Raw genomic sequence first — 14,734 nt, 5'->3', positions numbered from 1 at the left:
TACGTATACAGCCCACGCAGCTAGTACGATGACCCGGCGGGTAGTGCCCGGCATCGTCTTGACGTCCGCTCATCGGAAGCGGATGTGGCGCCCGGTCGATGCCGCATCGCTGGTTACTGATCCTCACGACGGCGCCGACAGTCTCGTGGATTTCGCCGGGTCCGCTGCTCGGCTTCGCAACCGGTTGGAGCGTCGGATTTGCCTCCGCTCATCGCATCGTCTACCTGCAGGACGCTATGCGCGTTCAGCCGTACCTGGCTGGCACGTTGACCCGTACGCCGACACGAGTGCGTGGGCTGCCCACCGTGCCCGACCGCGAATGGGATCGGCTAGTACCTTCACCTGATCACTGCTCGCCCGGCCCACCATGGCGCAAGCCAGCCAGTGACCGTCGAACTGCTGGTAACACGGCAGGCAGGCAACGCTGGCGTGCGTTTGGCAGGTCACCGGCCTGATTACCTGACCGGGCGGCAACGACACGGTGGCCGGCGACGCCGCCGGAAGGGCCTCCCCCTTCCGGCGCGTCGGCCACGCCGTCAGTTGCGGGTGATGGTGAACGTGCTGGTGGTGTTTCGGATGTCCTGGTAGTTGTCGGTCAGTCGCAGGTTGGTGAAGGTGGCCGAGCCGACCGCCGGCCCCTGGCCCGCCTCGGGCATCTCGTTGACCCAGATCCCGAAGCCGGACTTGGCGTCGAACGCGTCACCGCTGCGCCGGGCCCCGGAGATCGACACGTTGGTGAAGACCGTGTCGGTGATCGGGTTCTCCGGCTGGCCGCCGGTGTACTTCGTCTGGAACATGATCCCCGAGTATGTCGGGTCGACGATGTCGACGTCGGAGACCCGGATGCCGCGGAACTCCTTCGAGGCGGAGAAGACCCAAATCGCCGGGAAGGTCTGCGCGCCCCAGAAGTGGCCGCCCGCCCGGATCAGCGAGATGTTCTGGAACTGCGTCGGCGGGCTGGCCCCGAACCCGACGAACGGGTAGCCGAAGTCCAGCGAGCTGATCGTGATGCCGGCGTAGGTAAGCATGTCGGCGATGTAGAGGTTGCGGAAGACGTTGTCGTAGCCGCCGTACACGGCCACGCCCGCCGCCCGCCAGGTCAGCGTCGCGGTCAGGTTCTCGAAGACGTTGCCGTGGTTGCCGGTGGACCCGCCCTGGTCGGTGGCCGAGAAGAGCGCGAACGCGTCGTCGCCGTTGGACCGCCCCTCGGTGTTGGTGACCGTGTTGCCGGTGCTGGCGTTGGTCATGTTCACCCCGTCGGCGAAGGTGTCCCGGAACCGGCTGTCCCGGATGGTCAGGCCGCTGACGCTCACCCCCCAGTACGCGCAGACGGTGTGCTCGACCCAGACGCTGTCCAGGGTGAGGTTGTCGACGTCCTTCAGCTCGCCCCAGACCTTGCCCGGCCCGTCGATCCGGTTGGTGTAGTTGCCGAAGAAGGCCAGGTGGGCGAAGGAGGAGCCGCTGGCCGAGGACTGCACGGCGAAACCGGCGTCGGTGTTCTGCTGGGTCGGTGGGGTGCGGAACCGGGTGTACCACATGCCCGCGCCGACCACCTTGACCGGCTTGCCGTACACCTGGAGCTTCTGGGCGGTGTCGTAGGTGCCGGCCGGTAGGTAGACGCCGAGCAGGGTGCCGGTGGTGTCCATCCGGACCGCGTCGAGGGCGTTCTGCACGTCGGCGTGGCTGAACCCGTTCGGCACCTTGTAGCGGGCCGGGTCCGGGTTGGCCCGGGGCGCCACCAGCTCGGTGTTGACGAAGTCGATGGCGTACGTGGTGCTGTTCGCCGGGTCCTTCTGCAGCCGGATCGTGCTGCCCGCCGGAACCGTCGAGTCGAGCATCACGTTGGCCTCGTCGTACAGGTGCCGGGGTGCGCCGGCGCCCGGCGAGTCGCTGGGCCCGGCCTCGGCGCCGTAGAGCCAGATGTGCTTCGAGGTGAGGTTGATCGGCTTGTGCAGGACTCCGTTGACGTAGACGTTCAACGTGGAGTCGATCCCCCCGCCGCCCGCCGAGTCCGGGATGGAGAAGCGGGTGACCAGGGTGTTGGTCGCCGCCCGGGTGGTCCATTCGACGTACGCGCCGGTGCTGTTCAGGGTGACCGCCCGGCGGCCGGAGGCCTCCCCGGCGAGGTCGCCGATGGTCCGGTTCGGCCCGATTACCTGCGCCCCGCCGCCGACCCGGCCGTCCTCGGCCTCGTACATGTCGTACGGCAGGTTCGCTCCCCGGCCTACGAAGAGCGGCCGGTCGCTGGTGTTGTTCTGCTGCTTGACCGGCAGCTCGTTGGCGTCCGCGGCCAGCGCCACCCGGACGGTGTAGCGACCGTTGGCCGCGGTCCAGGTGCCGAGGTCGACCGGCGGGCTGCTCGCCCCGGCGGCGATCGTGCCGCTGTACGAGCCGGTCAGCGTACGGACCGTCCCGCCGGTGTCGTTGAGCACGGTGAGCGTGATGCCGTGCGTCCCGCCGGCCGAGGCGACGGTGCCCTGGTTGCGGAGGGTCACCGCGAAGCCGACGGTGGCGCCGGCGCTGGGCGTGCCGGGAGACCAGGTGACTGCCGAGGCGACCAGGTCGGAGCTGGCCACCGGGCTGACCGTCAGCGAGCCGGTCCGGCTGTTGTTCGACTCGTTCTGCTCGATCACCGTGTTCGCCTCGTCGACCGTGGCGGTGACCGGGTAGGTGGCCGCGTCGCGGACCCCGATGTTCGCCGAGACGGTGGTCGAGGCTCCGGCGGCGAGGGCGCCGACGGCGGCGGTGCCGACCTTCGTCGTACCCAGGTAGAAGGTGACGTTGCTGGCGGCGGAGGCGGCGGTGCCCGCGTTGCGGACGGTCGCCGACAGGGTGACCGGGTCGGTCTCCACCGGCGCGGCCGGCGCGGACGACAGGCCGGTGACAGTCAGGTCCGGGTTCGGCGCGGGGGTGCCGATCACCTGGAGTTCGGCGACCTGCCCGTTGGACGAGCCGGAATTGGCGGTGAACTGGAGCCGCACGTCGGCGGCCGTGGCGGAGAGCGGGATGGTCACAGTGTTGCTGCTGGTCGGGCTGAACGAGTAGGTGGCCGCCCCGACCAGGCTGGTGTACCCGGACGCGGACTGCTCCCGGCCGAGCACCTGGAAGGTCTGCGTCCGGGGTCCCCAGACCGGGTCGGGGTTGAGCTTGACCACGATCGCGCTGATGCTGGCGTTGGCGCCCAGCGCGACGGTCAGCGTGCTCGGGTACGCCCCCGGCGCGCCCTCCCAGTAGGTGGTCACGTCGTCGTCGTTGGCGTTGGCGGCGGCGTAGACGTGCACCACCGAGGAGGCGGTGATCGGCTTGCCGGCGGCCAGGTTGCCGCCGCTGGGCGTGCTGCCGGTGCGGGTGACTGTGTTGCTGGTCGCCGAGACGTTTCCGGCCGCGTCCTTCGCCCGGACGTAGTAGGAGACGGTGGCACTGTCCGGCTGGGTGTCGGTGTACGACAGGGTGGAGCCGCCGACGCTGCCGCGCAACGCGTTGTCGGCGTAGACGTCGTAGCCGGTCACCCCGACGTTGTCGGTCGACGCGGTCCAGCTGAGCCGGATCTGCCCGGCCGCCGGCTGGGTGTAGGCCAGGTTGCCGGGCGCGGTCGGCGCGGTGGTGTCCCCGGTGTTGCCGGTCCGGGTGACGGTGTTGCTGTTCGCGGACTGGTTCCCGGCGGCGTCGCGGGCCCGCACGAAGTAGGCGACGGTCGTGCCGGCCGGCTGGGTGTCGGTCCAGGTCAGGGTCGAGCCGCCGACGCTGGTGCGCAGGACGCCGTTGGCGTAGACGTCGTAGCCGGTCACGCCCACGTTGTCGGTCGACGCCGTCCAGGTCAGCCGGACCTGGTCGGCGGCGGGCTCGGTGAAGGCGAGGTTGCCGGGGGCGCTGGGCGGCTGGGTGTCCCCGGCGCTCGGTCCGTAGATCTCCAGCTCGGCGAGCTGACCGGCCGGCCAGGCGGTGTTGGCGGTGAAGAGCAGTCGGACGTACCGGGTGCTGGCGGTGGCGAAGCTGATGGTCACGGCGTTGCCGCCGGTGGGGGTGAAGGCGTACCCGGCGGAGGCGACGATCGGGCTGAACGTGGCGCCGTCGGTGCTGCCCTGCACGGTCAGGGTCTGGGTGCGGGCCTCCCAGCCGGGAGGCAGCTTGAGCACCAGCTTGTTGACGCCGACCGTGGCGCCCAGGTCGGCCCGGAGCCACTGCGGGAAGGCGTTGTTTGCGCTCTCCCAGTAGCTGCCGGCGTTGCCGTCGTTGGCGTTGCCGGCGCCGTAGACGTCGGCGTGGCTGCTCTCGGCCATGGACCGGCCGAGCGCCAGGTTGGTCGACGAGGCGGCGGCGCCGTGTACCGCCAGCTCGGCGAGCTGGGCTGCGGGCCAGCCGGTGTTGGCGGTGACGGCGATCCGGACGTACCGGGTGGTGGTGGCCGGGAAGGTGAGCGTCACGGCGTTGCCGTTGGCAGGGCTGAAGGTCTGCCCGGCCGAGCCGACGATGGTGCTGAAACCGCTCCCGTCGGCGCTGCCCTGCACGGACAGGGTCTGGGTGCGGGCCTCCCAGCCCGCGGGCAGCTTCAGCACGACCTGGTCGACCGACTGGGCGGCGCCGAGGTCCACCTGGGCCCACTGGGGGAACGCGCCACCGCTCTCCCAGTAGCTGTCCTGGTTGCCGTCGGTGAGGTTGCCCGCGGTGTACGGGCCGTTGGTGCTGCTGGCCGAGGCGGTCCGGCCGAGGGCGAGGTTGGGGCCGCCGGCCGCGGCGGCCGGCGACGGGGGCGGGGCGGTGACGGCCAGGCCGACCACGGCGAGCACCGCGACGAGTCTGGTACGGAATCTGGACATGGTGGAGGGACACCTGCTTCCGGGGACGTGGAGAGGTGGGCGGGGTGAGGGTGGAAGGGGGCCCCTCCCGTGCGGGAAGGGCCCCCGGTCTCAGGTGGCGTAGACCTCGAACTCGCCGAGCTGGCCCGCCGGCCAGCCGGTGTTGCCGGTGCAGGTCAGCCGCAGGTAGCGCTGGCCGGTCGCCGGGAAGGTGATGGTGACGGTGTTGCCGGTGGCCGGGTCGAACGGGTAGCCGGCGGACGCCTTCAGCGTCGAGTAGGAGGAGCCGTCGGGCGAGCCGAGCACGGCCAGGGTCTGGGTCCGGGTCTGCCAGGCCGACGACGGTGGCAGTTTCAGCACGATCCGGGACACCTGGCGGGTGGCGCCCAGGTCGACGGTGAGCGACTGCGGGAAGGCGTTGTTGGCGCTCTCCCAGTAGCTGCCGGCGTTGCCGTCCACCGCGTTCGCCGCCACGTACACGTCGGCGTGGCTGGTCTCGGTGACCGGCCGCCCGGCGGCGAGGTTCCCGCTCGGCGGCGGGGTGGTGGTGGGCGGGGGCGTGGTGGTCGTCGGGCCGTACACCTCGAACTCGGCGGCCTGGCCGGCCGGCCAGCCGGTGTTGCCGGTGAAGCTGAGCCGGACGAACCGGCGGTCGCCGGCCGGCAGGGGAATCGACACCGTGTTGCCGGACGCCGGGTCGAAGCCGTAGGCCGCCGACGCCTTCACCGTCGCGTACGCCGACCCGTCGGTCGAACCGAGCACCGACAGTGTCTGGCTGCGGCTCCCCCAGCCGGCCGGAAGCTTCAGCACCACCCGGTCGACCGGGCGCGCCGCGCCGAGGTCCACGGTCAGCGTCTGCGGGAAGGCGTTGTTGGCGCTCTCCCAGTAGCTGCCGGCGTTGCCGTCCACCGCGTTCGCCGCCACGTACGTCTGGGTGCTGCTCGACGCGGTCGCCGGGCGGCCGAGGGCGAGGTTGCCACCGGCGGGCGGCGGGGTGGTCGGCGACGGGCTGGGCGTGGGTGAGGTGGTGGGGGTCGGGCTGGGCGGAGTGGTCGGGCCGCTGCCCCACTGCGGCTCCGGCCAGGGACCGCAGTACGGGTTCGCCGAGTACCAGCCGGAGTTGCCGGCGCCCTGGGTGATCTGGAAGCCGCTGCCGACGCAGTTGTACATCGGGTTGGCCTGGGCGATGTTGGTGGCCCGGACGTTGGTGAAGGACACCTGGCTGGATGCCTGCACCTGGAGGGCGAAGGTGCCCGCGCCGTCGATGCGGACGTTGTTGAGGTTGATTCCGCTGGTCTGCCCCTCGATCCAGTGCAGCGCCGCGTACGAGCTGTCCAGGATGTCGGTGTCGGTGACGTTGATGGTGGCGCCCTGGATCGGCTCGTTGAGCGCGGAGAACCAGACCGCGCCGACGCCGAAGCGCCAGTTGTAGTCGGAGTTGCCGTTTCGGATCAGGGTGTTCCGGGCGACCGTGATGGTGCCCGCCACCGCGGTCGGGCCCTGCACGCCGGGATAGCGGTTGGCGACGTGGATGCCGCCGCCGTTGGTGACCGAGTCGGCCGTCACGTTGTCGGTGATCCGGATGTCCCGGCCGCCGTAGGTGACCAGGTTGTTCGCCAGGATCGTCACGCCGACGGTGTTGAAGGTGAAGGCGTTGTTGACGTTCGGCACGTTCTGCGCCCACATGGCGAGGCCGTCGTCACCGGTGTTGCGGACGAAGGTGTTGGTCACCGTGGAGTTGGTGACCCCCCAGTGGAAGTTCACCCCCGCGGTCTGGTCCAGGATCCGGCTGTCGCGGATGGTCAGGTTGTCCATCGGGCCGTCCATCCAGGCCCCGACCTTGGTGTGCTGGAGCCAGAGGTTCTGCACCACCGAGTTGGACATCGCCCCGCCGAGGGCGTTGACCTGGTCCTCGTCGACCCGCTCACGGATGTCGCCGACGATCGCGAAGTCCCGCAGCGTGACGTTGCGGCTGGGCCCGCCGGCCTCGTGCGGGCGGATCTCGCCGCTGTACCCGCCGCCGGGGACGTACTTGCCGTAGATGCCGACGGCCCGCTTGCGATCGGTGGGATGCCGGCCGCCGAGCACCGAGTACCAGGGCCCGGCCCCGCGCAGCGTCACCCCGTCGACGACGACGTGGTCCCAGAGGGTGAAGGTGCCGGCCGGGACCCAGACCGCCTTGCCCTGCGCCTTGCCGGCGTCGACCGCGGCCTGGAACTTCGCGGTCGAGTCGGTCGCGCCGGTCGGGTCGGCGCCGAAGTCGGTCACCACGTCGAGGACGCCGGCGGGCTTGGCGATCGGCGCGCCGACCAGCTCGAAGTCGGCCAGGTCGACGGTGAAGGTGGGCGACTGGGCGGTCGAGGAGACCTGCAACCGGATCTTGGTGCCGGCCGGGTAGGTGGCCCCGAGGAGGGTGCGGGCCTCGTCGTAGAAGTGGTGCGGGTTGGTGTCGCCGGGGTTGTTGTTGAACGGGTATCCGCCGTAGTACCAGCCGTACTTCGAGGTGACCGGGACCGACTTCACCAGCGAGCCGTTCGCCCGCAGGTCGAGCGCGGCGTCCCGGCCGGTGCCGGCGGCGTTGTCCGGCAGGCTGTAGCGCAAGGTCACCGCGTCGGCGGGGGCGGTGAGGGTGAACTCGACGTACTCGCCGACCGCGTCGAGGGTGACCGCCTCCCGGCCGGAGGCCTCCGAGGGCAGCGTGCCGTAGTGCCGGTCGGGGCCGATCCGGGTGCCGTTGTGCACCGCCTTCTCGGCCTCCTGCTCGACGAATCCGACGGTGGCGCCGCGGCCGGCGATGTCGAACGGGGACAGGCCGGCCGCGCTGGCCGGGGTCGCATTGGTGGTGAGGGCCACGACGGTTACCGAGGCGGCGGCGAGCAGGGTGCCGGCGAGGGCGGCCACGCCCGCGCGGACCGGTCTTCTTCGCAGGTGTTGCGGGGTGCCGATGGTGTGGTGGGCCATGAGCGACGCTCTCCCTTTCGTCAGGCGGCCAGGTCCCCCGTGTCCGTGCGGTGTGGCGGGTTGCTGTCTCGTCGCTCCTTCCGGTGGTGGGGCGCCGACGCCGGCGGTCGGGACGGACCGTCGGCGCCGCGCCGCGCGGGTCAGGCCGGCGCCGCGGCCGCCGGGCTCCTCGGTGGTACGCAGCCAGACGGCGGTGTCCGGCGGCAGCAGGTCGTCGTCGAGCGGGCCGCTGGCCAGCAGCAGCCGCTCGTGCGGCGGCAGCGGCACCGCCGCGTCGGAGAGGTTGACCAGGCAGCGGAATCCGCCGCCCCGGCTGAACGCCAGCACGCCGTCGGGCGCGGGCAGCCAGCTCAGCTCGCCGTCGCCCAGTGCCGGATCGGCCCGGCGCAAGGCGATGGCGGCTCGGTACAGCTCCAGCATCGAGTGCGGGTCGCCGGTCTGCGCGCGGACGTGCGGTCCTTCCAGTCCACCGGCTGCGGCAGCCAGGGCGCCGTCGCCGCGCCGTCCGGGCTGAAGCCGAAGGGCGGCGTGTCGCCGGTCCAGGGCAGCGGCACCCGGCAGCCGTCCCGACCCGGGTCGACCCGGCCGGACCGCTCCCACATCGGGTCCTGGCGCAGCTCGTACGGGATGTCCTCGACTTCCCACAGGCCCAGCTCCTCGCCCTGGTAGACGTAGGCGGCGCCGGGCAGCGAGAGGGAGAGCAGCGCGGCGGCCCGGGCCCGCCGGGTGCCCAGTTCCAGGTCGGTGGGGACGCCCTCGCGCTTGGCGGCGAAGCTGAACGTGGTGTCCGTCCGGCCGTACCGGGTGACGTGCCGGGTGACGTCGTGGTTGGAGAGCACCCAGGTGGCCGGGGCGCCGACCGGGGCGTGCGCCGTGCGGGTCGTGTCGATGCAGGCCCGCAGCGCGGCCGGCTCCCAGGCACAGCCGAGGAAGTCGAAGTTGAAGGCCGCGTGCAGCTCGTCGGGGCGGAGGTAGTTGGCGAACCGCTCATGGTCGGGCAGCCACACCTCGCCGATCAGCGCCCGCTCGCCGGGGTAGCTGTCGGCGATCCGCCGCCAGCTGCGGTAGATCTCGTGCACCGCGTCCACGTCGACGAACGGGTTCGGGCCGTCCGCGGTGGCTTCGGGCAGCGTCGGGTCCTTGGCCAGCATCGCCGCCGAGTCGATCCGGATGCCGTCCACGCCCCGGTCGAGCCAGAACCGCAGGATGTCCTCGAACTCGGCGCGCACCCGGGGGTGGTCCCAGTTGAAGTCGGGCTGCTGCGGGGCGAAGAGGTGCAGGTACCAGTCGCCCGGCGTGCCGTCCGGGTTGGTGGTCCTGGTCCAGGTGCGGCCCCCGAACGAGGACACCCAGTCGGTCGGCGGCAGCTCGCCGTTCGGGCCGCGTCCCTCGCGGAACCAGAACAGTTCGCGTTCCGGGGCGTCCGGGCCGCCGGCCAGCGCCGCCTGGAACCAGGGGTGCACGTCGGAGCAGTGGTTCGGCACCACGTCGACGATGGTCCGGATGCCGAGTGCGTGTGCCTCCGCGATCAGCGCCTCCGCCTCGGCCAGGGTGCCGAAGACCGGGTCGATGTCGCGGTAGTCGGCCACGTCGTAGCCGGCGTCGGCCATCGGCGACGGGTACCAGGGGCTGTACCAGATCGCGTCGACGCCGAGCGCGGACAGGTGGTTCAGCCGGGACCGGATGCCGGCGATGTCGCCGATGCCGTCGCCGTTGCCGTCGGCGAAGCTACGTGGGTACACCTGGTAGATCACCGCTCCACGCCACCACGGACCAATGTCTGGTGTGGACACGAGCACCTGCTTTCTGCGTCAGTACGTCGGCGGGTTCGCCGGACCTGGATGTGTATCGGGCGAACTGTCGTTGTTCGCCGCGCACCTTCGGGGCTATCCCTTGAGGCTGCCTGTGGTCAGACCGGACATGATGTTCCGCTGGAAGATCAGAAAGACGATGACGGTCGGGATCGCGGCGATGACCGACGCGGCGACCACCACGTTCATGGGCGTACCGCCCGAGAAGGCGTAGATACCGACGCTGACCGTCCGGGTCTCGGGCGACGGCATGACCAGCTTCGGCCAGAGAAAGTCCTTCCAGACCGCCGTCACGGCGAAGATCGAGACGACGCCGAGGATGGGGCGCGACATCGGCAGGATGATCGACCACAGCGTGCGCAGCGGCGTCGCCCCGTCCATGAGGGCGGCCGCCATCAGCTCCTCCGGGATCGAGTCGAAGAACCGTTTCAGCAGGAAGATGTTGAACGCGTTCGCGACCGCGGGCAGCCAGATCGCAAACGGCGAGTCGAGCAGGTTGATGTGCAGGATCGGCAGGTCGATCACGGTCACGTACTGCGGAACGATGAGGACCATCGCCGGGATCATCAGCGTTGCCAGCATCAGGCCGAGGATCACGTTGCCGAACACCGGTCGAAGCTTCGACAAGGCGTACGCCGCGGCGGTGTCGAGGACGAGCTGGAACAGCAGCGCGCCGGCCGCGTAGTAGAACGTGTTGAACAGCAGCTTCGCGAGGTTCAGGTTGTTCCACGCATCGGCGTAGTTCTGTGACTGCGGATCCTTCGGGAACAGCGATGGCGGGGTCTGCGCGATCTCCTGGCCGGACTTGAGCGCGCCGGTGACCATCCAGTAGAGCGGCCCGAGGAAGACGAGCGTGAAGCCCACGACGACGACGGCCAGCAGCGTCCAGTAGATGACCTTGCCGCGCCCCCGCCGAAGCTGAGCGTGGGAGATGAGGGTCCGGGTCCCGGAGTCCTGTGCCATTCCTCGTCCCGTCCTAGTCCTGTCTCGAGCTGAGCCGCACGTAGACGGCGGAGAAGCCGGCCAGCACCACGAGCATGATCACGCCGAGCGCCGCGGCGCCGTTGAGGTCGTTCTGGAAGAACCCGTGCTGGTAGATGAGGTACGCCACCGAGGTCGCGGAGTCCTCCGCGCCGGTACCGTTCGCGAGGATCAACGGTTCGATGAAGAACTGCATCGTGGCGACGATCTGCAGCATCGCCAGGAGCACGAGGATCAGCCGGGTCTGCGGGATTGTGACGTGGCGGATCCGCCGCCAGATGCCGGCGCGTCGAGCTCGGCCGCTTCGTAGAGCTCGCCGGGGATGTTCTGCAGTGCCGCCAGGTAGATCAGTACCGCGCCGCCCATGTTCATCCAGGTCGACGCGATCACCATCGCCGGCATCGTCATCTCGGGGGACTGCATCCACTGCGAGGTCGGCAGGTGCAGCGCCTTGAGGACCGAGTTGAAGAGTCCCGCGTCGCCGGGGTCGTACGCGTAGAACTTGAAGAGGAAGAGCGCCGAGGCCGGCGGCAGCATCACCGGCAGGTAGACCAGGATCCGCAGGTACCCCTTCGCGTGGCGAAACTCGTTGAGCAGGATCGCCACGAGGAACGGCACCGCGTACCCGAGTACCAGCGCGAGAATCGTGAAGTAGAACGTGTTCTTCCAGGCCGTCCAGAAGCTGGGGTCGGCGATGATCCGGTCGTAGTTGTCCCAGCCGACCCAGGTGGTGACGCCGCGCCGGGTGCGCTGGAAGCTCATGACGACGCCGCGGATCATCGGATACCAGGAGAAGAACCCGAAGCAGATCACCGCGCCGATCAGGAACGCGTGCCCGGTGAGATTGTCGCGTACCTTGCGACCGAGGCTCGTACGCCGCCGCGGCCCTGCCGGGTACGGCGACGCGGGGCGACCCGGTTCTCGCTTCGTCCCCGCGACGGTGGTGATCGCCAAGGCAACTCCTGGGTGAGTCGGTGACCGAACGGTGCGGCGCGGACGGTGTGGGGGCCGGCGGCGGGCCGGCCCCCACACCTGCGGATCATTTCTCGGCGGCCAAGAGCTGGTTGACCTTGTCTTCGGCCGTCTTGAGCAGCGCGTCGATGTTCGCGTTCGGGTTCGTCAGCACACCGGACATCGCGGCGTCGAGCACCGCATAGATCGCCTGCGCGTTGCGTGGCTCACCCTTGATCGGGACCGGGTTCGCCTCGAAGATCGCGAAGTTGGCGGTGTCGACGTTCGCGTTCGCCTTGCGCAGCTCGAGTTCCTGCTTCTGCGCGTCGCTGCCGCCCGCGAAGAGCAGCGGCTGGGGCAGGCCCACCGGGTAGTTCTGCGGCTTGGACCGGACGTAGTCGAACTGGCCCTTGCCCGGGGTCAGCTTCTCGTACGCGATCCACTTCAGACCGGCCTTGACCTGCTCGGGGGTGAGGCCCTTCTTGAAGAAGTAACCCTCGCCGCCACCGAGCGTCGCCTTCGCGGCGCCATCCTGGCCGGGCAGCGGAGCCATCGCCCAGTCCTGGAACTTGCCCTGGAACTGGCTGACGATCGCCTGGGTGGCGTCCGGCGCGCCGACGAACATGCCGACCTTGCCCGCGCCGGCGTTGGTCAGCAGGTCGGCCCACTGCAGCAGTTGGCGGTCGCCCATGCTGTTGTCGCCGTACCGCATGTCCTTGAGGTTCTGCAGGACCTGCTTGCCCATCGCGTTGTTGAAGTCGGCCTTCTTGCCGTCCGCGGTCAGCACCTGGCCGCCCTGGGAGTAGAGCAGGGAGGTGAAGTGCCAGCCTCCGGTGTTGCCGGCGCTGTACTCCGAGTAGCCGGCGATGCCGTTGCCGAGGGCGGAGATCTTCTTGGCGGCGGCCCGGACCTCGCCCCACGTCTTGGGTGGTTGTTCGCGTCGAGCCCCGCCCGCTGGAACAGGACCTTGTTGTAGACCAGGCCCATCGAGTAGTTCTTCACCGGCACGGCATAGAGCTTGCCGCCGTCGGTGAAGACCTCCTTGAGCGCCGGGTCGACGCTGTCCCAGGTGGGGACCGTGTCCTTGTTGGCGAACTCGGTGATGTCCATCGCCTGACCGGAGTCGAGCACCTGCTGGAGATCGGTCATGTACCCGTAGAACAGGTCGGTCACGGTGCCGCCGGCGAGGCGAGCCGTGAAGTCCGGCGGGTTGTTGCACTGCTCGCCGACGCTGACGCTCTTGACGACGATGTTCGGGTTCTGCCGCTGGAACTCGACGACATCGTCGTTCCAGTTCTTCAGCAGCTCTTTCTGGGCGCCGACCGGCTGGCAGTCGACGGTGATGGTGACCTTGCCGCCGGCATCGGTCTTGGCGTCGTCACTCTTCGTGGAGCAAGCCACCAGGCTGAGCCCCAGGCCGGCCACGAGCGCTGACGCCGCAGCCTTCCGGTATTTCGGTACGGACATCTGTCCATCCCTTCGGGAACGGGAGTCTCCATGACGTTCGCTGATCTGCGGTGATCGTCACCGCGGCCGAACCCTGCTACTGATCCGTCTCCGCCAGTGACCCGCCGCCTGGATCTGCGGCGGACCGGCGTGCGGGATGGTGATCTAGCTCTCGTGCACGGCATGTTTCGTGGCGATGACGATACAAAGCCGGACCCTATCGCGCAAGAACCGAACCGAAACATGAAAGACAAGGACTGGCGTCGTTTCGGACGCAAAAAAAGGACGGACCTCGGGAGGGTCCGTCCTTTTTGTGCTCCGTCCCGCGCTACCCGGTCGCGGCCCGCGCCGGCCCGGTCGAACCGCGCACCACCAGCTCAGGTTCGAAGAGCAGTTCGTCGCCGAGCACGCCGGCGCCCTCGATCTGGGTCACCAGCAGGTCGACGGCCGCCTGACCCATCGTCTCGATCGGCTGCCGGACGGTGGTCAGCGGCGGATCGGTGCAGGTCATGAACGCCGAGTCGTCGAAGCCGACCACCGAGACGTCCTCCGGCACCGTGCGGTCCAGCCGGCGCACCGCACGGATCGCTCCCAGCGCCAGGACGTCGCTCGCGCAGACGATGCCGGTGATCCCCCGGTGCACCAGCTTGGTGGCGGCCACCCGCGCGCCCTCCATCGAGAAGCTCGACCGCTCCACCCACTCCCCCGCCTCGCTCCAGCCGGCGATCCGCTGCATCGCCGCGAGCTTGCGCCGCGACGGGACGTGGTCCTCGGGGCCGAGCACCATGCCGATCCGCTCGTGCCCGAGCGAGCGCAGGTGCCCGTACGCCTGCTCCACGGCCACCGCGTCGTCGGTCGACACCCGGGGGAACTCCAGCTCGTCCACGCCCGCGTTGACCAGCACCACCGGCAGCCCGCGGTCGATCAGCCGACGGTAGTGCTCGTGAGTGGCATCGGCGAGGGCGTACGAGCCACCGGCGAAGATGACGCCGGAGACCTGGTGGTCCAGCAGCATCTCCACGTAGTCCGCCTCGGACACCCCGCCGATCGTGCGGGCGCAGAGCGCCGGGGTGAAGCCCCGCTGGGCCAGCGAGCCGGTCACCACCTCGGCCAGCGCCGGGAAGATCGGGTTCTGCAGCTCGGGCAGGACCAGCCCGACCAGCCGGGCCCGTTCGCCGCGCAGCTTGGTCGGCCGCTCGTAACCGAGCACGTCGAGCGCGGTGAGCACCGCGGTCCTGGTGGCCTCGGAGACGCCGCCGCGGCCGTTGAGCACCCGGCTCACGGTGGCCTCGCTGACGCCCGCCTTGCGGGCCACCTCACTCAACCGTTTCGTCACGGCCGCAATCCTACGTCGGATTCTTGCAAGAAATGAACCACGTACTGCCCGATGATTTCAGCGTGTGGCTGCACGACGACCTGATGCCAATCCCGTCATGGCCGACACCGCGCGCCGGACCCTCGACACCCTCCTGGCATGACCGGCGGCGCGCCTGTCGGAGCCGGTGGCCACCCTGCCGGCACCGGCCCGACCGCGACGTCATCGCAAGATGTGAACAAAGCGATGCTTGAATATTTACAACTTGTAGCAATAACATGAGCGGGCCACGCCCATGGCCGCCCCAGCGGGCCCCGTCCCCGCGACGGCGCCATCGGAACCTCGGGGCGGCGGCATCCGTCAAGACCAACCCGAGAGAGTGGGTCATCCGATGTACGGAAGCTTCGACGAGGACGCCGCGTCGGGACGCCGGCGCCGCCGGCGCCGCCCGGGCCGCCGCGGTCACCGCGGCG

4 protein-coding genes and 3 pseudogenes are annotated in these 14,734 nt (G+C 70.0%); all 7 read right to left on the bottom strand.

The features are described 5' to 3' along the window. Nucleotides 1-536 precede the first annotated feature (536 nt). On the bottom strand, nt 537-4,817 hold the full coding sequence (locus JNW87_RS10635; RefSeq protein WP_109800628.1) for a discoidin domain-containing protein: 4,281 nt from the start codon (nt 4,815-4,817) through the stop codon (nt 537-539). Nucleotides 4,818-4,907: 90 nt separating this feature from the next. Continuing rightward, entirely contained in the window at nt 4,908-7,757 is a 2,850-nt protein-coding gene (locus JNW87_RS10630; protein ID WP_238453594.1) for a discoidin domain-containing protein, read from the bottom strand. Nucleotides 7,758-7,931: 174 nt separating this feature from the next. Continuing rightward, nucleotides 7,932-9,511: pseudogene (locus JNW87_RS10625) on the bottom strand (glycoside hydrolase family 13 protein); the annotation flags it as partial. 132 nt (nt 9,512-9,643) lie between these two features. Then, entirely contained in the window at nt 9,644-10,531 is an 888-nt protein-coding gene (locus tag JNW87_RS10620; RefSeq protein WP_109803810.1) for a carbohydrate ABC transporter permease, read from the bottom strand. A gap of 13 nt (nt 10,532-10,544) precedes the next feature. After that, nucleotides 10,545-11,503: pseudogene (locus JNW87_RS10615) on the bottom strand (carbohydrate ABC transporter permease). 85 nt (nt 11,504-11,588) lie between these two features. Then, nucleotides 11,589-12,967 (bottom strand): annotated as a pseudogene (locus JNW87_RS10610) (ABC transporter substrate-binding protein). 307 nt (nt 12,968-13,274) lie between these two features. Continuing rightward, a complete protein-coding gene (locus tag JNW87_RS10605) occupies nt 13,275-14,282 on the bottom strand; it encodes a LacI family DNA-binding transcriptional regulator (RefSeq protein WP_236648199.1) in 1,008 nt (335 codons plus the stop codon). Nucleotides 14,283-14,734: the final 452 nt, after the last annotated feature.

The sequence above is a fragment of the Micromonospora sp. ATA51 genome (assembly GCF_016802855.1).
Classification (GTDB): Bacteria; Actinomycetota; Actinomycetes; order Mycobacteriales; family Micromonosporaceae; genus Micromonospora; species Micromonospora sicca.
Note: the sequence above shows the minus strand (reverse complement) of the source record. Positions and strands in the feature narration are given on the sequence as shown.